Source organism: Planotetraspora kaengkrachanensis (genome assembly GCF_016862895.1).
GTDB lineage: Bacteria > Actinomycetota > Actinomycetes > Streptosporangiales > Streptosporangiaceae > Planotetraspora > Planotetraspora kaengkrachanensis.
In genome coordinates, this window is record NZ_BONV01000036.1 from 105,024 (window position 1) to 124,018 (window position 18,995).

An 18,995-nucleotide genomic window follows, 5' to 3' on the forward strand; every position below is an offset into this window, starting at 1 on the left:
GCACGCACCTTGGCCGTGATCATGCACAGGTTCGCGTGAACGCCCCGCCACCTGGGCCGACCCTCATCGTGATCATGCACAGGTTCGTGGAAATACCGCCCGGCCTGCGGAAACTCAGAGCGTGATCATGCACGCAGGGGTCACATGCTGGGACGGGTCGACTCGGCCGAGAACGTCATCTCGTCGAGGTGGCTCATCACCTCGTGCACGAGCACGACCCCCGGCCGGTGCCGACGCCAGCCCGTGCCGCCTCGCTGCCACGGACGCGGGCCGGCGAGAGGCCGGTACTCCACCCCGAAGGCGTCCAGCCGTACGAGATGGGCGTCGAGACGCGGCAGGAACTCCGCGCGTACGGCAGGGCCGCCCGTCCAGGTGATCTCGGCGGCCGCGCAACCGCGGGGCCACGCGCGATAGTCGAGCGTGCGGCTGTCGGGGATGCGCTCACTCCACAACTGGAACTGGGCGCCGATCACCCGGTCACGCTCCTCCGGCGTCCACTCGCTCGGTGCCGGGGCGAACTCTGCGACGTCCTCGACGGTGATCGTGTCGCCGATCGCCACGGGCTCCTCCTCGGAGGCGGCCTCGGCGTAGTCGAAGTACATCGGGAAGACGGGCGTCGCGACCACGTCGTGTCCCGCGCTCGCCGCGCGGCGGCCGACGCCCTGGCCGCGCCACGGCATGACGATCGTGTCCTGCCGCAACATGCCGCTGACGAACGCCTCGTCCCACACGACGGCGCGGCTGCCGCGCTCGGCCAGCACGTCCGCGAGCCGCCTCAGGAACCAGGCGTGCAGGTCGCCGGGCGTTTCCAGACCGAGTTCCGCCTGGTACGCGCGGATCTCGGGGGAGGCCTCCCAGTCGTCGAGCACGCACTCGTCGCCGCCGATGTGGAAGTACGGCACCGAGCCCAGCGCGCCGATGATCTCGTCGATCACCGTGGCCAGGAACTCCACGGTCGCGGGCAGGGGCGACAGGATCGCGGGCGAGACACCCCAGCGATCGAGGACGTCGTACGGCTCGCCGGGCTTGGCGCCCAGGGACGGGTAGGCGGCCAGGATCGCCGAAGCATGGCCCGGCACGTCGATCTCGGGGACGATCGTGACCGCCCGTGCGCGCGCGTAGGCGGAGATCTCCGCCAGGTCGGTCAGCGTGTAGTACCCACCATGCGGAAGCCCGTCGAAGGTGGGCTCGTCACCGAAGGGGCTGGTCGTCGTCTGTGCACGGTGGGATCCGACCTCGTGCAGCAGCGGGTACGCCCGGCTCTCGACCCGCCACCCCTGGTCGTCGACCAGGTGGAGATGGAGCCGGTTGAGCTTGTGGAGCGCCAGCAGGTCGATCATCCGCAGCACGTCCCGCTTGGGGAGGAAATGCCGGGACACGTCCATGTGGGTGCCCCGCCACGAGAACCCGGGGGCATCCTCGATGCGGCCTGCGGGGAGCGTCCACACGGCGCCGGGCAGCGGCGCAGACCGGAACGCGTCGGCGGGCAGAAGCTGCCTCAGCGTCTGCGCCGCGTAGAACGCGCCGGCAGGTCCGCTCGCGGCGATCCGCACCGATTCCGCCGTGATGGTGATGCGATAGGCCTCGTCCCCCAGTTCGGGGTCCTGCTCCACCCGCACCGCCGCCGTCTCGGCCGGTCGCAGGTCCAGTACGGCCAGGGCCGTCCGTACGGAGTCGACGAGATGGGCGGGGCCGGAGATCCCGGCACCCGGCGCGAGTTCGAACGATCCCGGCGCCTTTTCGGCCAGTTTGGGGCGGGGAAGCAGGTAATCCATACGCCGAATCATGCCAAACGGGCCGAATTGACTTCGCACCGCTCCCTGCATGATCACGGCGGACAAAGCACCAGGTCAGAGGGTGCGCGACCGAACTCGTGCATGATCACGCACGGGAGAGTGGCAGGTCAGGGCGTGTGCAGCCGAATTTGTGCATGATCACGGCGAGGGGGGCGCGGCGAGGGGGGCGCGGCGAGGGAGGGGAGGGCGCGGCGAGGGGATCAGGTGAGGTAGGACCGGAGGCCTTTGGCGAGGGACTCGGCGATGCGCTGGCGGAACTGGGCGCTCTTGAACTTGGCCGCCTCGCTCGCGTTGCGCATGTTCCCGCACTCGATGAAGACCTTGGGAACGGTCGAAAGGTTGAGGCCGCCGAGGTCCTTGCGGTAGTCGAGCGCGTTCTTGCCGATGTAGGTCGAGTACGGCAGGCCCGTCCCGGAGTGGAACGCGTTCCTGACCGCGACGCCGAGCTTCGCGGAGGCGCCCACGACCGGGTCGACCGGGCCGTGGATCTTCTGCGGCATGATCACGTGGAAGCCGTGCGCGCTCGCCGGGGCGCCGTCCCCGTGGATGGAGATCGCGGCGTCGGCCTTCGCCTGGTTGCCGATCGCGGCCCGCTGCGTGATGCACGGGCCGGCACCGGTGTTGTTCTTGCGGGTGAGCTTCACCGTGGCGCCCTCGGCCTTGAGGATCTTGGCCAGCCGGTTGGAGACGTCCCAGGTGAACGCGGCCTCGGAGTACCCGTCGTTGGTCGACGTCCCGGTGGTGTCGCAGGCCTTCCACTGGGTGAGGACGTTGACCTGCTTGTTGATGATCTCAGGATGCTTGAAGTTGCCCCCGTTGTGGCCGGGGTCGATCACGATGACCCTTCCGGCGAGGGGGAGCGGCGGTTTCTTCTTGCTGAGCGGAGCCTTGGAGGTCGGGACCGCGGCCGGACCGGCGTTCTTCTGGGGTACCCCCGTCACCTGGGACGTCGCGCTCACAGGCTTCGTGGTGGTCGTCTGCGAACCGGCCGCGCCCGTGCTCGCCGCGCCGCCGCAGGAGGCGGCTCCCAGGCCGGCCAGGGCGAGAGCTGCGGCGGCGAGCAGTCGAGTGGTCACGGCAAGATCCCTTCACGGAGGTCTGTCGACCCCCAACCTACGCGTAGAAGGGGCGTAATCAGTCCGTTATGCCGTGAAACGAGCTTCCCAAGCAGGCTCCGGTACCTCTTGCTTGTGCAGGAGGGCGGCCAACTCGCGGGCATCTTCCGCGTCGAGTCCCAGCACCACTCGCGGCCGGCCCCATGGATGGTCGATCGAATGGGCGACGTAGCTCGCCACGGACTCGGCGATGTCCTCGCCGTGCAGCCCGCGCGTCTCGCGCCAGTAGGCCCACGCCCGCTCGAGCTCACCCGCCGCCCGCTGGGCGCAGGAGACCAACTCCGGATCACGCATGAATCCCCCCGATGATCGTGGAAATGGTCGCCGACCTGGCGGGTCCCCCCGATGTCTGCGACCCGCCGGGGGTCGGCGTCACAGTCGGAGTCAACACCGTCCGCGATTCGACACGTCGGCGGTTGACCTAGCTTTGGGACTCGCTTGGAACGGGGCAGGTGCTGCGGCGCACGATCAGCTGAGGGGTCACCTGGCGGAGGCGGGCCGCCTTCCCCGGCTCGGTGATGCGGTCGCTGAGCAGAGCGGCCGCCGAACGGCCCATGGCCCTGCGGGGCTGGTCGACGCTGGTCAGCGAGATGTGGTTGACCGCCGCGAGGTGGGTGTTGTCGTAGCCGACGACGGACAGGTCCTCGGGGACGCGCAGGCCGAGCTCGCTCGCCGCGGTCAGAACGCCCATGGCCACGATGTCGTTGGCCGCGAATATGGCGGTCGGGCGCGGGTCGCGTGCCAGCAGCGCCAGCGCGGCGCGGCGTCCGCCCTCCTCGGTGAAGTCCCCGTGCTCGACCATGATGTACGGCGCGAGCGCGTGGCGGCGCATGGCCACCAGGTAACCCTCGCAGCGGTACCGCGCGGCCGAGGACGGAGTGCCCTCGATGTGGGCGATGCGTTTGTGGCCGAGTTCTACCAGGTGGTCGATCGCGAGGCGGGCGCCTAACTGGTCGTCGTCCACGACGATGTCGACGCCGCTGAGTGAGACGTCGCGTTCGCCGACGACGACCGTGGGTGTGTACGCGGAGGCCTCGGCGAGCGTCGAACTCGAGGGGGCGACGCCGAGCAGCACGAGACCGTCCACGCGGAGTTCGAGAAAGGCCTCCACGGCCTCGTCCTCGAATGCGGGATCCCAGCGTCCGCTGCCGATCAGCAGCCGGAGGCCGTCCCCGTGCAGGCTCTCCTGGAGACCGTCGAGGAACTCGGCGTAGAAGGGGTTGTGGAGATCGGCCACGAGGGCGCCCACCAGATGGGTGCGGCCCTCGACCAGGCTGCGGGCCACGGCGTTGGGCCGGTACCCGAGCTCTCTGGCGGCCTGCAGGACCGCCTCCCGGCGATGCTCGCTGACGTGTGACGAACCTCTGAGCACGAGGGAAACCAGCGACTTCGAGACGCCGGCACGCTCGGCCACGTTACGGATCGTCGGCCGTGGCCGCGGGCTGAACCCGGCGTCCAGGCCACCGTCGGGCAGCGAACCCGCGACGTCGTTCCGGGCAGTGGTCTGCATGGACGGTCCTGACATGGTTCTCCCCACGATGCGTGGACGTGCACCTGACACAACAAACGATCGAGTTGCCCGTAGGGTACGGGCCGCTCACAGTTGTATTGCTTCTTTCCGGTCTGTTCGCATGTCCGAAAGAGCGCTCTCTCGTCCTCGCCACACCTGTGGCCAGCGCGAACGTTCAGCGGAGGAATTTATGGATCCTTCCACATCGCATCTTGATCAACTAGCGTCGTGGTGCCGAGATGACCCGATAGTGTGCGATCTGTGGGTGTCACATCCCAGGCCGGAGACGACCCAGAGCGGGTGCCCGGAGCGCGCCCAGCGCGGCGCCGGCTCAGCGTCGACCGCAGGCGCGAGGAACTGATCGCGGCCGCGCTCGAACTGTTCAGCAGGCATGACGCCGAGGATGTCTCGATAGACGACGTCGCCGCGGCGGCGGGGGCCTCTCGAGCACTCGTCTACCACTACTTCGGCGGCAAGCAGGAGCTCTATGTGGCGGCGCTTCGCAGCGCGGCGGCGGAACTCGAGGCCAGGCTCAGGCCGCAGGACGGCGGGAGCCCACTCGATGAGTTGTCGCGCGGCCTGGCGCGATACTTCGACTTCGTGGAAGAGCACGCGGCGGGCTTCGCGGCGCTGCTCAGAGGTGGCCCGGCGAACCGGGCGGGGGAGATCGGCGAGATCGTCGACGGGGTACGGCAACGCCTCTTCCGGCTCGTCATGAACCGGCTTCACGCGGGCGTGCCCGGCCCCGTGCTCCGGATCACCCTCAGATCATGGATAGCTTCAGTGGAGACGGCGGGGCTCGACTGGCTCGAGCATCGGGACATCGACCGGCCCGAGCTGGAACGACTCCTCATGGATCACCTGGTCGGACTGCTCGAGGTGGCGGCACGTCACGACCGGGATGCGGAGCACCTGCTCGAAGACCCAGGGCGGCCCGACCGGTGATCGGCGGGCTGAATGTCGGGGAGGCGCCGGGCGGGCGGCGCCCACCCACACCTTCCCGTGACCCATGGCGGCCACGGGCGTGTGGTCGACGCGCTCACATCTGTGACGCGAGCGCGTCCTTTCTTCCCCCCTGCTTCGGTGCTCGGGTGGCCTACTCGGAACGCTGCTGCGGTATCCCCGCGAGCAACGCCCGGACCTCGGTCTCCCGGTAGCGCCGGTGTCCGCCGAGCGTGCGGATGGATGTCAACTTGCCCGCCTTCGCCCACCGGGTGACGGTCTTGGGGTCGACGCGGAACATGGTTGCGACCTCCGCCGGGGTGAGCAATGGCTCGGCCTCGGGTGTACGAGCTGACATTTGTGCGGCCTCTCCTCCGTGTGGACCGGCGACAGCGATCCTGCGACATTTGTGCGCTTGTCACGGATGTCCCCCAAAGATCCATAAGGTGCGGTTTTCAGGATCATTTGCGGCATCACCCGATGTGACCATACAGGTACGTAGTGCGATTGGCGAGCCCTCTGGGCGCTACGTCTCGACCACGTGTTGTTGTCACGCTCGGTGATTCTAGCGACACGTTTCGTGGTATCGCAGTGAAAACGGCAAACTACTCAGTTCGTAGATGTGAGATCGAAGGTTCCGTGACCTGATTTGGCAGGTCACAGACCTGTCTTTACCGTCAGTTTGCGAATTGAAGGGCTTGAACTGATCTCCAGCGGACTATCACCCGCTGATACATCGCTAAGGCAAGTTCTTCCTGACCGTTGTCCAAACCCCCGAGGGCCGTCGCCACCTCGGCCACGGACTGGTCGTTCTGCAGGGTCTCGTCGTCCATGAGATGGACGAGGCCGCCGTAGTCGAGTTCCACGAGCGAGTGCGGGTGGAACTCCTCGAGCCACCGGCCGATCTCCTCCACCTCGCCGAGCGTGGTGACATGGCCGACGTGCCTGCGGATCACTACAAGCGCCCGGGCGACCCTGCGCCTGGCCTGGGCCATCGACGTCACGTAGAGCATGTTCCGCGGCGGCGCCGTCGTCGTCTGCACGCCCGGCTCCGCGGCCTCGCCCTGCTCCGCGCCGAGGACCAGCCAGCGCTCGGCCGGGTTGAACGGCACGAACCACGAGGTGGGGACGTGCCAGGTGCTCGACCGGATGTGGGTTCTCAGCGAGTGCTCATACCGCTTGAACCGGTCGAAGGCGTCCGCCGTCCGCTCGGCGACGGTCTGGGGGACGAACCGGTCCGACAACTTGATCGACATGCTGCCCCGGAACGTGGTGAACGCCAGCCAGGACCGCAGCCTGCTCTGCCATGGGCAGACGTAGAGGGTGTCGCCCAGTCGGCGGAGGTAGGCGTTGGCGCTCTCCTGCTCGGGAGCCGGCATCGGCGGCACGTACATGAGCCTGCGGACGGATTCCCTGTGCTCGATTTCCAGCGCGTGAGCCCGGCGCGGCCGGTCCCGGGACTCGGCGTAACTGGTCCACGTCTCCTGGTCTCGTGGGGCGAAGGCCGTCAACGGTTCGTACACACGGAGGTAGGCGGCGTAGGGGAGCACACCAGAATCGTGCCACGTCGACGCGGAGATGTGGCGCACTGTCCTGATTTTCCATGATCACTTTGCAATGGCGTCGCTAAGCTGGGAAGAAATCGCCGCAACGGGGCGGCGAGCATAGGCGATCAGGAGTCACCACCGTGACTGACGTCTTCGGGCTTTCTCACAAGGACCCCAGCCCGGTCGTCCATTCAGGCAAGCATGAGCAGGTCGTGTTCTGCTCAGACGAACGCAGCGGTCTGCACGCGATCATCGCGATCTACAGCACCGCTCTCGGGCCGGGACTGGGGGGTACCCGGTTCTATCCCTACGGCAATGAGCAGGCCGCCCTGGCCGATGTGCTCAATCTCTCACGCGCCATGGCGTACAAGAACTCCCTCGCCGGGCTCGACCTCGGCGGCGCCAAGGCCGTGATCATCGGCGATCCTTCGCAGGACAAGAGCGAGGCGCTGCTGCGGGCCTACGGGCGGTTCATCGAGTCGCTCGGGGGCCGCTACTACACCGCCTGTGACGTGGGCACCTACAGCGAGGACATGGACGTCGTCGCCAGGGAGACCTCCTACGTCACCGGGCGGACAGAAGAGCACGGCGGCGCGGGCGACTCCTCGATCCTCACCGCTTTCGGCGTCTTCCAGGGCATGCGCGCGGCAGCGGAGCACGTGTACGGCACGCCGTCCCTGAAGGGCAGGCGGGTCGGCGTCGAGGGCGTCGGTAAGGTGGGACACCGGCTGGTGGACCACCTGATCGAAGAGGGCGCCGAAGTCGTGATCTGTGACGTGAACGACAGCGCTGTAGATCGTGTACGGCGCCGCCACCCGTCGGTCCACGTCGTCGATGACGCCGTCGCTCTCTCCTCCGCCGACATCGACGTCTACGCCCCCTGCGCCCTGGGCGGCGCCCTGGACGACGACGCCGTGACCCGGCTCAACGCCAAGATCGTGTGCGGCGGGGCGAACAACCAGCTCGCCCATCCCGGCGTGGACAAGCAGCTCGCCGAGCGAGGCATCGCCTACGCCCCCGACTACGTGGTGAACTCCGGAGGGGTCATCCAGGTCGCCGACGAGATCGAGGGCTTCAACATGGCCCGGGCGCGTGCCAGGGCGGCGCGGATCTTCGACACCACATCGAAGATCTTTAAGTTGGCTGAGGAGGAAGGCGTCCCTCCGAGCGCGGCAGCGGATAGGCTGGCGGAGCGCAGAATGTCCGAAATAGGACGTCTGAGGGGTATTTGGCTCCGGCGCTGACCGGTGACGTCCGTACGACGTACCGAGCAGCGCGCAAAACAGGTACGGTAATAGGCGAACGAGAGACTGGCGCCTGAAGTCAGGTGGCGTCGGTGCGCGGTGCGTTAGCGACGAGGGGTCGGGCACGACCCCGCATGAGGGGGTCGAGCCAATGGGGCGCGGCCGAGCCAAGGCCAAGCAGGTCAAGGTCGCCCGCCAGCTGAAGTACAACAGCGGCGGCACGGATCTTGAGCGCCTGCGCGCGGAGCTCGGAGTCGTGGATGAGGACGATTCCGGCCGCAGTGACGAGCATGACCCTTACGACGAGCTGGCTGATCGCTATGCCGATTATGCGGACGTCGACGACGAGGACGACGACGACAGCGGCCGCTCCGGTCGCCGTTGATCCCGCTCTGAATGCCAGGTGAGACACCCGGCGGGAGACTCTTCCCGCCGGGTGCCTTCGTCCTGTCCGGAGTGAGGCGCAGCGCCCCGGGCCACGTGCCCAGGACGTGATTTCGCCATGCCGGTCATGGTCAGGTTCGCGATCAAGGCTCGCGATCAGGCGAACCGGGCCTCGCCGGTGCCTTCGACGATCTCACCGAGCACCCAGGCCGGTACTCCGCGCTCGGAGAGCAGCGCCGTCGCCCTGTCGACCTCGGCGGCCGGCACGATCGCGCACATCCCCACGCCGAGGTTGAACGTCTTGTCCATCTCGGCCTGCGGCACGGAGCCGTGGCCCGCCAGGACGTCGAAGATCGCCGGAGGAGTCCAGGAGCCGCGGTTCAGCAGCGCGTCGACCGTCGAAGGAAGCGAGCGGGCCAGGTTGGCCGTCAGGCCTCCACCGGTGATGTGGGCGAACGCGTGCACCTCGGCCTCACGGATGAGGGCCAGGCAGTCGAGCGCGTAGATGCGGGTGGGCTCCAACAACTCCTCGCCCAGCGTCCGCGACAGCTCGGGGATCTCCTGCTCGAGACTCAGCCCGGCGCTTGCGATGACGTGCCTGACCAGGGAGTATCCGTTCGAGTGGATTCCGCTCGATGCAAGTGCGAGCACCACGTCGCCCGGCTTCACTCGGTCGGGCCCCAGCAGTTCGGACGCCTCGACGACCCCGGTTCCCGCGCCGGCCAGATCGTATTCGTCCGGCCCCATCGCGCCCGGGTGCTCGGCGGTCTCGCCGCCGACCAGGGCGCAACCCGCGAGGCGGCACCCCTCGGCCACGCCGCCGACGATGTCGGCGATGCGCTCGGGGACGACCTTGCCGCAGGCGATGTAGTCGGTCATGAACAGCGGCTCGGCCCCGCAGACGACGAGGTCGTCGACGACCATGCCCACGAGGTCGATGCCGATGGTGTCGTGCTTGCCGAGGCGCTGGGCCAGCATGACCTTGGTTCCCACGCCGTCCGTCGAGGTGGCCAGGAGCGGGCGGCGGTAGCGGAGGAACGCCGAGGCGTCGAAGAGCCCGGCGAAGCCGCTGACGTCGTGGACGACCTCGGGTCGGTGCGACCGGGCCACTCGCGACTTCATCAGCTCGACGGCGCGGTCGCCCGCGTCGATGTCGACGCCGGCGGCTGCGTAACTCGTCATCGCTGAGCCTCCAGGACGTACTTGCCGACCCTGTCCTGGTCGATCGCGATCGGGTAGACACCGTTGAAACAGGCACGGCAGAGCCGGTCGGCGGGGATCGTGGTCGCCCGCGTGAGCCCTTCGAGTGAGATGTAGCCGAGGGAGTCGGCCCCCAGCGAGGTGCGGATCTCCTCCACCGAGAGCGAGCCGGCGATCAGCTCCGCCCGGGTGGCGAAGTCGATCCCGTAGAAGCACGGCCAGGCCACCGGGGGCGAGGAGATCCGTACGTGAACCTCGACGGCGCCCGCCTCGCGGAGCATCTTGACGATCGCCCGCTGGGTGTTGCCGCGGACGATCGAGTCGTCGACGACGACCAGCCGCTTGCCCTCGATGACCTCGCGGAGCGGGTTCAGCTTCAGGCGGATGCCGAGCTGCCGGATGGTCTGCGACGGCTGGATGAACGTCCGGCCGACGTAGGAGTTCTTCACCAGGCCCTGGCCGTAGGGGATGCCGCTCTGCTCGGCGTATCCGATGGCGGCCGGCGTGCCGGACTCGGGCGTCGGGATCACGAGGTCGGCGTCGACGGGGTGCTCCTGCGCCAGGACGCGGCCCACCTCGACCCGCGTCGCCTGTACGCCGCGCCCGGCGATCGTGGTGTCGGGCCGCGCGAGGTAGACGTACTCGAACAGGCAGCCCTTGGGCTCCGGGGTGGCGAACCTGCGCGACCGGACGCCGCGCTCGTCGATCGTCAGCAGCTCGCCGGGCTCGATCTCGCGGACGAACGAGGCGCCGACGATGTCCAGCGCCGCCGTCTCCGAGGCGACCACCCAGCCGGTCTTCTCCTGAGCCGCAGGTCCTGAGGGGCCGGACACGCCCGCCAGCCGGCCGAGCACCAGGGGACGGATGCCCTGGGGGTCGCGGGCGGCGAACAGCGTGGTCTCGTTCATCCACACGAGCGAGTAGGCGCCCTTGACCTCGGGGAACAGCTCGGCGGCGACGTCCTCGACCGGCCGGGAGCCGTCCTGCGCAAGCAGCGCGGTCAGCACCTCGGTGTCGGTCGTGGCCTTGATCGAGCCCGCGGGAAGACGCGTGGACAGGTCGGCGGTGTTGATCAGGTTGCCGTTGTGGGCCAGCGCGAGGCCGCCGCCCTCGGAGGAGCTCAGCGTGGGCTGCGCGTTCTCCCACACGCTCGACCCGGTCGTGGAGTAGCGGCAGTGCCCGATGGCCAGGTGACCGCGGAGGGTCCCGAGGATCGACTCGTCGAAGACCTGGGCCACCAGGCCCATGTCCTTGTAGACGAGAATGCGGCTGCCTTCGCTCACGGCGATGCCCGCGGACTCCTGTCCCCGGTGCTGCAGCGCGTACAAGCCGTAGTAGGTGAGTTTGGAGACGTCCTCCCCGGGGGCCCACACTCCGAATACGCCACAGGCGTCCTGAGGTGCACGATCCCTGGGGTCGAGGTCATGGCCGAGACGGCCGTCGCCCTTCAACACGTACTTGAGTCTAGGTCGGACCCGATGCTGCTCGGACACGCGGGTGGTCGAGTCGAGGAGAAACGGTCGACTTCGCTTGGGCGTGTCGCCCCTGGTCGGCCCCGTGTTTTCAGGAGAACCTAGGCGTTCCGGCATGCCCAGATATTGAGGTACGGGAGAAAGCTACTGTGGCGACACTGGACGAGCCCGACCAGCCCGCGAGCTCCCCGGAGACTCCCCGAAGCGATCCCGGTGCGGCCCGGCACCCCGAAGGGGCGGCGCCGCGCGGCCAGACGCCGCCGGAGGGCCCCGGATCACCAGGAGGGCCGTCCTGGGAGGCTCCCGGTGGCGGCGGGCCCTGGCAGAACCCGCCGCCCGGGGGCTACGGCCCTGGACAGACCCCGCCGCCCGGGGGCTACGGCCCTGGACAGACCCCGCCGCCCGGCGGCCACGGGCCGGGAGAGCCGCCTCAGGGCCCGCCGCCCGGCGGTGGCGGATGGCCCCCCGGCGGCGGAGGGTGGCCTCCTCCCGGTGGCGGCGGCCCGTGGCAGGCCCAGGGACCCCGCGGCGGGCTGGGGACCGCGGCGCTCGTCCTCGGAATCGTCAGCCTCGTGCTGCTGCTCGTCTGCGGCATCGGGGCGCTCGTCGCGATCGCCGGGATCATCGTCGGCATCGTCGCGATCGCCAAGCAGTCGAACAAGCGCAGGGCGATCATCGGGCTCTGCCTGAGCGCGCTCACGCTGCTGCTGGGCCTGATCGCCGGAGCCCTGATCTACAACTGGTACCAGAGCAAGAACCTCGGCGAGTGCTTCGACCCCTCGCTCTATCCGAGCCAGGAGGCGGCCCAGCGGTGCGTGGAGGAGAAGCTGGGCGGCACCCAGCCGGAGAACGCCGTGTGATCGGACGGGATCACATCAGGGGGAGATGCTCCGACAGGTCGGCCCGTGATCCACTGGCCGAGACCCGCCCGGCCGCGACGGCGTCGGACCACGAGAGCCCGCCGGTGGCGAGTTCCAGCCAGGTGGCCGGGTCGGTCTCGATGACGTTCGGCGGGGTTCCGCGCGTGTGCCTGGGCCCCGCCACGCACTGGACCGCCGCGTAGGGCGGCACCCGGACCTCGACCGTCCGCCCCGGCGCCAGGGCCGCGAGCCGCTCAAGCAGGTGCCGTACGGCGAAGCGGGCGGCCTCCTTGAGCGGCGTGAGTCCCGCTTCGTAGGCCCCGAGGACCACCCGCACGCACGTGTCGGCGACGGCGTCGTCGGGACCTTCGAAGGGCGTCCGCCCGAGATCGGCGAGCTGGGCGTCGAGCGCCTGCCTGACCTGGGCGGGGTCCAGTCTGCGTGGCATCCGCCCATTGTCGTGCACGGCTCAGGCGACCGTTTCCAGGGCGGCGGGCTCGTCGTCGCTCCCGTTACCCGCCGGCCCCGCCGTACGGCTGCGCCGCAGCGCGAACAGGCTGACCGGTACGCCCACGAGGACGATGGCGGCGGCGATCACCAGGGTGAACTGGTAGGCGTCCAGGAACCGCTCCAGCGGGGCTCCGGTCGCGACGTTCTCGCGTGCGCTGAGGATGGCGCCGAGGATCGTGATCCCGAGTAGCCCGAACACCTCGCGTGAGACGTTGAGCACACCGGAGGCGACGCCCGCCCTGGCGGTGGGCATCGTGCTGAGCACCACGTTGGTCAGCGGGACGAGCAGCCCGGCGCCGGCTCCGTAGAGCAGGAACCAGGGGAGCAGGTCGAGGTAGCCGTCGCCCGCTCCCACGCTGGACAGGCCGCCGATCGCCGCGGCCATCAGCGCGAGGCCGGCGGCGACGGTGCCGGCGTTGCCGAAGCGGTCGGCCAGCCGGGGGGAGACCGTCGCGATCACCGCCATGAGCAGGGCCATCGGCACGAAGCCCGCGCCGGCCTGGATCGGGGTGAAGCCCAGCGCGCTCTGGAGGTAGAGCGCGGTGAAGAAGTAGATGCCGAACACGCCGAACGACCACATGCCCATGGAGAGCAGGCCCCCGCTGAAGATCCGCTCACGGAACAGGGTGAGGTCGATCATCGGCCGGGCCGTACGGGACTCGACGATCAGGAAGGCGACGGCGGCGACTGTGGCCACCGCGAAGGAACCCAGGATGGGCGCCGACGTCCACCCGCGCGACGCCCCTTCGATCAGCGCGTAGGTCAGGGCGAACAGGGCGAGCGCGGAGGCGGCGAGCCCGGGCAGGTCGAGCCCGGTGCGCGCCGTCGCGCCGCGCGGCACCCGGATGGACCGGAGCCCGATGGCCGCCGTGGCGAGGCCGATGGGGGCGTTGATGAGGAAGATCCACCCCCAGTGGGCGTTCTCGCTCAGGAACCCCCCGGTGAGCGGGCCCACGGCGAGCGCGAGCGCGCCCACGGCGCTCCAGATGCCGACGGCCATGCCGCGCTCACGCGGATCGGGGAAGATCGCCGGCAGGAGGGCCAGAGAGGTCGGGGCGAGCAGTGCGGCCCCCACACCCTGTACGGCTCTCGCCGCGATCAGCGCCTCCTGCCCGCCGGCGAGCCCGGCCGCCACGGAGGCCAGCGTGAAGACCGCGAGCCCGGTGAAGAACATCGTGCGAAGACCCACCACGTCGGCCAGCCGTCCGCCCACGAGCAGCAGGCCCGCGAACACCAGGATGTAGGCGCTCACGATCCATTCCAGCCCAGACATCGTCAGCCCGAGGTCGCGCTGGATGGTCGGCAACGCCACGTTGACCACGTTGTTGTCCAGATACGTCATGAACGTCGCGAGCGCCACCGCGACCAGCGCCCACCATCGTCCCGTCATCGGAATCCCCTCTTGTACGTAGTACTTGTACGGCGTACATGTACGGTGCATAGGAGACCTTGTACGGCGTATAGTTGTCAAGCGCCGCGAGGGAAGAAGGACGGAACGGCCGATGGCACCGGAGAAGCTGACCCGACAGACCGTGATCGACAAGGCGATCGAGCTTGCCGACCTCGAGGGCCTGGAGGCCGTCACGATCAGGCGTCTCGCGCAGGAGCTGGGCGTCTCCCCGATGGCGCCCTACTGGCATTTCAAGAACAAGGAGCTACTGCTCCACGCGGTGGCCGACCACGTGCTCGCGGAGCTGACGCCCGAATCCGATCCCGCGTCGCCGTGGAACGTCCGGCTGAGGGCGATGGTCGAGGCGCTGGTCCGCGTCCTGCGGCGGCATCCGTCGATGGTCGGGGTGTTCCCGTTGATCCACAAGGAACAGGTGAGCAGCTTCACCCGCGCCACCGAGACCGCCCTGTCCCTCCTCGGCCAGGCGGGCTTCACTCTCGAGGAGGGCTTCCTGATCTCGTCCCACCTTCTCCACGGCGTCCTGGCGCTGGTGGGCGACGAGCCGGGCGGCCCGCGGACCCTGACCGCGGGCGAGGCCGTGGAGTGGCGCAGGCAGAAGCGGCTGGCGCTGGAGTCCCTGCCTCAGGACCGGTTCCCCTGCATGGTGGCGTTCGGCAGGACCTTCGAGGCCGAGCCGGACATCGAGCACTACTACGCGTTCGGGGTCGATCTCCTGCTCTCGGGCATCGAGGCGACGGCCGCGCACAGGACGCCGAGCACGGCCACCCCGAGCAGCACCAGGTAGGTCCGCTGGAACCCGGCCATGAGCTGCTGGAGGGCCACGGGGGAGACCCGGGAGAGGGTCCCCGCGTACACCTGCCGCCGCAACTCCGGAGGGACCGAGGCGGTCAGCACGCTGAGCGTCGTGGCCACGCTGAGCACGACGCCCACGTTCATGATCATGAGTCGGAAGCCGTTCACGACTCCGAGGCTTCCGGGAGGCAGGGCGCCCATCACCTGGGTGGTGTTGCCCGTCAGGAACGTGCCGCTGCCGCACCCGGCGACGAACAGGCCGATCCCGATCACCCAGTACGGCGAGTCCGCGCCGGCGGACAGGGCCAGGACGAGGAGGCCGGCGGCGGAGGCCGCGGCTCCGCCGATCGCGAGGACGGCGGGGTTCGTTCTGCGGCCGAGCGCGCCGGCGACGGGCGAGGCCAGGGTCATCCCGATCGGGACGGGCAGCACGGCGAGCCCTGCGGTCAGGGCGTCCACGCCGCGCGCGGCCTGGAAGTACAGACCGGCCAGCAGGATCAGCGACGCCCGCGCCAGGGCGTTGCAGAGCGAGGCGAGGTTCGCGAAGGCGAGCATCCGCCCGCCCAGCAGCGTCAGGTCGAGCACGGGGTTGGGGGCGCGCCGCTCGACGAGCACCAGCAGGGGAACGAGCGCCGCCGCGAGCAGGCCGGGCAGCAGTGCGCCCTGGCTGATCGAGATCAGCGCCGCCGAGAGCGCGGTGAACACGATCAGGTTCCCGAGCACGTCGACCGGCTCCCTGCGGCCCCGGGCGACCTTCCTGAGCGTGATCACGCCCCAGGCGAGCGCGGCCAGCCCGGGCGGCACGTTCACCCAGAAGATCCAGCGCCAGCCCAGCGTGTCGGCGATCAGGCCGCCCAGGGTCGGACCCATGAGCTGGGCCACCGACAACGTCCCGATGTAGACGCCCATCCCCTGGCTCAGCCGGTCGGGCGGGAAGGCGTCGGTGACGATGACCGTGCCGTTGGCGAGGATCATCGCCGCGCCCAGCCCCTGGACGGCGCGCATGGCGATGAGCAACGCCACGTCTGGGGCGAACCCGGCGAGCAGGGACGCACCCGTGTAGAGGGCGAACCCGAGGAGGTAGACCTCCCGCCTGCCCAGCAGGTCGGCCATCCTGCCGAAAAGCACCAGGGTCGACGTGCTGGCCAGCAGATTCGCCAGCAGGATCCAGCTCGACGCGACCGGCCCGGCGTCGAAGTTCCTGACGACCTCGGGAAGGGCGACGTTGAGGGTGCTGGAACTCACGCCGATGAGCACGAGGCCGAGGCCGGTGACCGAGCAGACCCGCCAGGCGTAACGCAGGGCGTGGGCGTACTCGGGAGAGCCCGGCTGCGGGGGGACGACGGCCATGTCGTCGATTCTGCCCTTGCTGATCACCGGGGGCCCCGTCGAGCCCGCCGTCCATCATGCGGCGGCGGTCTAACGGGCGTGCCTGCGAAGCTCCTCCAGGTCGTGGACGACCACCCGGAGGCGGCCGGTCTCGATCAGTCCCCGGTCCCTGAGCGTGCGAAGGGCCTTGCTGACCGCCTCCCGGGAGGCGCCTGTCCAGGCGGCCAGTTCGTCCTGCGAGAGCGGCAGGGCCACCCGGACGCCTCCGCCCTCCGGCTCGCCGTACCGTTCGGCGAGCTCGACGAGCCGCGTCGCCACCCGCACGGTCGTGTCGTACGCGCCGTACTCGACCCGCTTGCGGTCGGCGTCACGCAGCCGGCCGACGATGAGCCGCATGAGCAGCACGGCCACGCGCCCGTGCCGGCGCAGGAAGTCGGGGAAGTCGCGGAGCACGATCCCCTCGACGGGCTCCAGGGCCGTCACCGTCCCCGACCGCGGATGACCGTCGAGCGCCGACATGTCGCCCAGGAGCGCCCCCGGGCCGCGCAGGGCCAGGACGACCTCGGTGCCGCCCTCGGTGTGCGACGACACCTTGACCCGGCCGGAGGTGAGCACGAGCACCCAGTCGGCCGTCTCGCCCTCGTTCATCACGGTTGCCCCGCGCTCCCAGCGGCGGGGCCGTCCTGCCGTGCGCAGGTCGTCGATCTCCTCGGCGGTCAGCAGGTCGAGGAACTCTCCCGGCTCCGGACTGATCACCCGTTGCTCCCCTCGAGTGCGACGAGACGGTAGGCGCGGACGGTCCTGGCCTTCCCCTTCAGCGACAGGTCGCCGAGCGGAACGACGCGGGCCGGTCCGATCAGGTCGCGGGTGGCCTGACCGATCACCACGGTTCCCGGCTCGGCCAGCGCCTGGAGCCTGGCCGCGACGTTGACCGCGTCGCCCATCGCGTTGAACCCGCGGAACTCCGGGCTGCCGATGTTGCCGACCAGGGCCGTGCCCGTGTTCACCCCGACGCGGAACGTCGGCCACTCCACCGCCGGGATGCGCCCGGCCGCCTGCTCGGACACCACCCGCCGTGACACCGCGGCGGCCGCTTCCTGCATCTCCAGGGCGGCTCGTACGGCCTTCGCCGCGTGGTCCTCCTGACGTGCGGGCGCGTTGAACAGGGCGAGCAGCGCGTCGCCGACGAACTGCACGATCGTGCCGCCGTTGCCGAGAACGCACGGCACCGCGGCCGAGTGGTAGCGGTTGAGCATCTCGACGATCTCGCCGGGGGAGACGCGCTCGGAGAACGACGTGAACCCGCGCAGGTCGGCGAACAGAGCCGTCACCTCGACGAGGCTGCCGCCGAGCGCGGCCTGGCCGGGATCGGCGAGGAGCGACTCCGCGACGTCGGGCGACATGTACTGCCGGAACAGGGTGTTCGACTCGCGGTAGAGCCGCGCGTTCTCCAGGGAGATGGACACCTGGCCGGCCAGGGCGGCCGCCAGTGCCTCGTCCTGGGCCGTCGTCCCCGCGGGGACGGACAGGGCTCCGGCGAGCCTGCCCTTGACGGTCACCGGATGGACGGCCCGCCCGTCGTGGAGGACCATCCGCCCCTCCGCGAGGGCCGGGGCTACGTGTGAGGGCTCGGGAGGGCCGTCCCCGTAGGGGATGAGGCGGCCGTCCCGCATGAGACTCAGCCGGACGTCGCCGTAGGCCCGCCGCACCCGGTCCAGGACATGGGTGAGCAGTTCGGACTCCGGACGCCCGACCCGGGTCTGGCGTCCCACGTCGGCCAGCGCGCCGAGCCGTTCCGACAGGTCGCGCTCCGCGGCCAGGGCGGCCCCGGCCCGGTCGAGCACGGCCGCCTGTCCCTCGGTCAGCCGGAACCGTCCCGCGAGCCGGGTGGCGACGGGTACGCCCGACTCGGTTCTGCGGCGCAGGTGCCCGACGAGCTCCTCCAGGGCCTCCTCGTACTGCGCCTGCACGCGGCGGGCGGTAGCCGACAGCGCCACCGCGTCGAACAGGCCGCCTGCCGCGCCCTCGCGGCGGAACTGGAGGTAGGCGCTGTAGGCGACGAAGAGGAAGGCGAAGGTGAGCAGCAGGTGCCACATCCACCACGACAGGTGCCACAGGCGGTGGGACATGCCTGCGACCATCGCCTCGGCCAGCAGGGCGTACGCCGTGATGAGGCTGATCAGGACCGCCGCGGGCCGGCGGCGGTGCAACCGGAACATCATGACCGCCGCCGCCGCGTAGAGCCCGACGCCGACGAGGGAGAAGGGCCCCAGCCCCGCCCCGTGCGGCGGCAGCGGCCCGCTCAGCGGCGTGAGACCGGGTGCCAGGCACGCGACGCCGAAGGCCGTCAGCACGGCCGCCAGGCCCGCCCACAGGGCGCCGCGGGCACGCAGGACCGCTCTCGCTGCGCCCGCTCCCAGGGGCAGGGCGGAAGCGAAGGCGAAGGCGGACGCGATCGTGAGGCCGACGGGCTGGGCCAGTTCGAAGCCGAGCGTGAGGTCGACGAAGATCCCCGGTGTGGTCAGCCCGTGAAGGAGGAAGAAGCCCGCGCTGCTGAGGAAGACCAGGGAGACGAGCAGCAACCGCGCGTCCCCGCGCCGCGCCGACGCGCGGGCGACCAGGCCGCCGAGGACCACGTTGACACCCGCCACGACCAGGATGAGCGCGAAATGGCTGGGGTTGTCGTGCCATTCGACGTCGAGCGCGGGCTGGGCCAGAAGCAGCCACAGGCCCAGCAGCGGGAGGACCAGGTGGAGCACCCAGACCACGGCCCTGATCGGCTGCGTCGCAGACGGGAGGTAGGACTCGCGCGCCGCGGGGGGCGTGTCATCGGGCCGCAAGGGTGTCCTCCACGGTCGCTCACCTGCCGCCTGATTATCCCCA

The 18,995-nt window shown here is 69.9% G+C and carries 18 protein-coding genes; 5 read left to right on the top strand and 13 right to left on the bottom strand.

The window, feature by feature from the left end:
* Positions 1-140: 140 nt before the first annotated feature.
* The 4 genes from Pka01_RS31070 to Pka01_RS31085 all read right to left on the bottom strand — a co-directional run bounded on the left by Pka01_RS31070 (position 141) and on the right by Pka01_RS31085 (position 4,436).
* On the bottom strand, positions 141-1,775 hold the full coding sequence (locus tag Pka01_RS31070) for a beta-N-acetylhexosaminidase (protein WP_203886495.1): 1,635 nt from the start codon (positions 1,773-1,775) through the stop codon (positions 141-143).
* 221 nt (positions 1,776-1,996) lie between these two features.
* Positions 1,997-2,872, bottom strand: a complete 876-nt coding sequence (locus tag Pka01_RS31075) for an N-acetylmuramoyl-L-alanine amidase (RefSeq protein ID WP_203886496.1) — start codon at positions 2,870-2,872, stop codon at positions 1,997-1,999.
* 66 nt (positions 2,873-2,938) lie between these two features.
* Positions 2,939-3,205 (bottom strand): hypothetical protein, encoded by a 267-nt coding sequence (locus Pka01_RS31080; RefSeq protein ID WP_203886497.1) that lies wholly within the window; start codon positions 3,203-3,205, stop codon positions 2,939-2,941.
* Positions 3,206-3,332: 127 nt separating this feature from the next.
* Positions 3,333-4,436, bottom strand: a complete 1,104-nt coding sequence (locus Pka01_RS31085; protein WP_203886498.1) for a LacI family DNA-binding transcriptional regulator — start codon at positions 4,434-4,436, stop codon at positions 3,333-3,335.
* Between the two features lie 246 nt (positions 4,437-4,682).
* On the opposite strand from Pka01_RS31085, the gene Pka01_RS31090 reads away from it, so the two are divergent.
* Positions 4,683-5,366, top strand: a complete 684-nt coding sequence (locus Pka01_RS31090) for a TetR/AcrR family transcriptional regulator (protein WP_239115605.1) — start codon at positions 4,683-4,685, stop codon at positions 5,364-5,366.
* 151 nt (positions 5,367-5,517) lie between these two features.
* Here the strand turns inward: Pka01_RS31090 and bldC are convergent, their stop codons facing one another.
* On the bottom strand, positions 5,518-5,721 hold the full coding sequence (gene bldC, locus Pka01_RS31095) for a developmental transcriptional regulator BldC (RefSeq protein WP_013133571.1): 204 nt from the start codon (positions 5,719-5,721) through the stop codon (positions 5,518-5,520).
* A 319-nt stretch (positions 5,722-6,040) separates the two neighbouring features.
* Positions 6,041-6,913 (bottom strand): DUF8083 family protein, encoded by an 873-nt coding sequence (locus Pka01_RS31100; RefSeq protein ID WP_203886499.1) that lies wholly within the window; start codon positions 6,911-6,913, stop codon positions 6,041-6,043.
* 137 nt (positions 6,914-7,050) lie between these two features.
* Here Pka01_RS31100 and Pka01_RS31105 point away from each other — a divergent pair, with 137 nt between their 5' ends.
* Positions 7,051-8,154, top strand: a complete 1,104-nt coding sequence (locus Pka01_RS31105; RefSeq protein ID WP_203886500.1) for a Glu/Leu/Phe/Val family dehydrogenase — start codon at positions 7,051-7,053, stop codon at positions 8,152-8,154.
* Positions 8,155-8,305: 151 nt separating this feature from the next.
* Complete coding sequence (locus Pka01_RS31110; protein ID WP_203886501.1) at positions 8,306-8,539, top strand: DUF3073 domain-containing protein; 234 nt, start codon at positions 8,306-8,308, stop codon at positions 8,537-8,539.
* A gap of 155 nt (positions 8,540-8,694) precedes the next feature.
* Here Pka01_RS31110 and purM read toward each other — a convergent pair whose 3' ends face one another.
* Both purM and purF read right to left on the bottom strand, forming a co-directional pair.
* On the bottom strand, positions 8,695-9,720 hold the full coding sequence (gene purM, locus Pka01_RS31115; RefSeq protein ID WP_203886502.1) for a phosphoribosylformylglycinamidine cyclo-ligase: 1,026 nt from the start codon (positions 9,718-9,720) through the stop codon (positions 8,695-8,697).
* Positions 9,717-11,192 carry an amidophosphoribosyltransferase gene (purF, locus tag Pka01_RS31120; protein WP_203886503.1) on the bottom strand — a complete coding sequence of 492 codons (1,476 nt, stop codon included), beginning with the start codon at positions 11,190-11,192 and terminating at the stop codon, positions 9,717-9,719. Before purF ends, purM begins: the two co-directional genes overlap by 4 nt.
* A 167-nt stretch (positions 11,193-11,359) precedes the next feature.
* Here purF and Pka01_RS31125 point away from each other — a divergent pair, with 167 nt between their 5' ends.
* On the top strand, positions 11,360-12,070 hold the full coding sequence (locus tag Pka01_RS31125; RefSeq protein WP_203886504.1) for a DUF4190 domain-containing protein: 711 nt from the start codon (positions 11,360-11,362) through the stop codon (positions 12,068-12,070).
* 10 nt (positions 12,071-12,080) lie between these two features.
* On the opposite strand, the gene Pka01_RS31130 is transcribed toward Pka01_RS31125, so the two are convergent.
* Both Pka01_RS31130 and Pka01_RS31135 read right to left on the bottom strand, forming a co-directional pair.
* Positions 12,081-12,518 (bottom strand): sterol carrier family protein, encoded by a 438-nt coding sequence (locus tag Pka01_RS31130; RefSeq protein ID WP_203886505.1) that lies wholly within the window; start codon positions 12,516-12,518, stop codon positions 12,081-12,083.
* Between the two features lie 21 nt (positions 12,519-12,539).
* Positions 12,540-13,970: an MFS transporter gene (locus Pka01_RS31135; protein WP_239115607.1), complete on the bottom strand. Its 1,431-nt coding sequence runs from the start codon at positions 13,968-13,970 to the stop codon at positions 12,540-12,542.
* Positions 13,971-14,082: 112 nt separating this feature from the next.
* Here Pka01_RS31135 and Pka01_RS31140 point away from each other — a divergent pair, with 112 nt between their 5' ends.
* Positions 14,083-14,775 (top strand): TetR/AcrR family transcriptional regulator, encoded by a 693-nt coding sequence (locus Pka01_RS31140; RefSeq protein ID WP_203886506.1) that lies wholly within the window; start codon positions 14,083-14,085, stop codon positions 14,773-14,775.
* Here Pka01_RS31140 and Pka01_RS31145 read toward each other — a convergent pair.
* The 3 genes from Pka01_RS31145 to Pka01_RS31155 all read right to left on the bottom strand — a co-directional run bounded on the left by Pka01_RS31145 (position 14,682) and on the right by Pka01_RS31155 (position 18,952).
* The gene (locus Pka01_RS31145) at positions 14,682-16,133 is read right to left on the bottom strand and encodes an MFS transporter (protein ID WP_203886507.1); all 1,452 of its coding nucleotides are present in this window, start codon (positions 16,131-16,133) and stop codon (positions 14,682-14,684) included. The genes Pka01_RS31140 and Pka01_RS31145 overlap by 94 nt on opposite strands.
* Before the next feature lie 69 nt (positions 16,134-16,202).
* Positions 16,203-16,868: a Crp/Fnr family transcriptional regulator gene (locus Pka01_RS31150; protein WP_239115610.1), complete on the bottom strand. Its 666-nt coding sequence runs from the start codon at positions 16,866-16,868 to the stop codon at positions 16,203-16,205.
* Positions 16,865-18,952: an adenylate/guanylate cyclase domain-containing protein gene (locus tag Pka01_RS31155; RefSeq protein ID WP_239115611.1), complete on the bottom strand. Its 2,088-nt coding sequence runs from the start codon at positions 18,950-18,952 to the stop codon at positions 16,865-16,867. Before Pka01_RS31155 ends, Pka01_RS31150 begins: the two co-directional genes overlap by 4 nt.
* Between the last annotated feature and the right edge of the window lie 43 nt (positions 18,953-18,995).

Bases quoted from the DNA above. Each gene is read 5' to 3' on its own strand.
- Pka01_RS31140 (WP_203886506.1), top strand. From the start codon at position 14,083: ATGGCACCGGAGAAGCTGACCCGACAGACCGTGATCGACAAGGCGATC.
- Pka01_RS31110 (WP_203886501.1), top strand. From the start codon at position 8,306: ATGGGGCGCGGCCGAGCCAAGGCCAAGCAGGTCAAGGTCGCCCGCCAG.
- Pka01_RS31135 (WP_239115607.1), bottom strand. From the start codon at position 13,970: ATGACGGGACGATGGTGGGCGCTGGTCGCGGTGGCGCTCGCGACGTTC.
- Pka01_RS31145 (WP_203886507.1), bottom strand. From the start codon at position 16,133: ATGGCCGTCGTCCCCCCGCAGCCGGGCTCTCCCGAGTACGCCCACGCC.
- Pka01_RS31085 (WP_203886498.1), bottom strand. From the start codon at position 4,436: ATGTCAGGACCGTCCATGCAGACCACTGCCCGGAACGACGTCGCGGGT.
- Pka01_RS31130 (WP_203886505.1), bottom strand. From the start codon at position 12,518: ATGCCACGCAGACTGGACCCCGCCCAGGTCAGGCAGGCGCTCGACGCC.
- Pka01_RS31070 (WP_203886495.1), bottom strand. From the start codon at position 1,775: ATGGATTACCTGCTTCCCCGCCCCAAACTGGCCGAAAAGGCGCCGGGA.
- Pka01_RS31080 (WP_203886497.1), bottom strand. From the start codon at position 3,205: ATGCGTGATCCGGAGTTGGTCTCCTGCGCCCAGCGGGCGGCGGGTGAG.
- bldC (WP_013133571.1), bottom strand. From the start codon at position 5,721: ATGTCAGCTCGTACACCCGAGGCCGAGCCATTGCTCACCCCGGCGGAG.
- purM (WP_203886502.1), bottom strand. From the start codon at position 9,720: ATGACGAGTTACGCAGCCGCCGGCGTCGACATCGACGCGGGCGACCGC.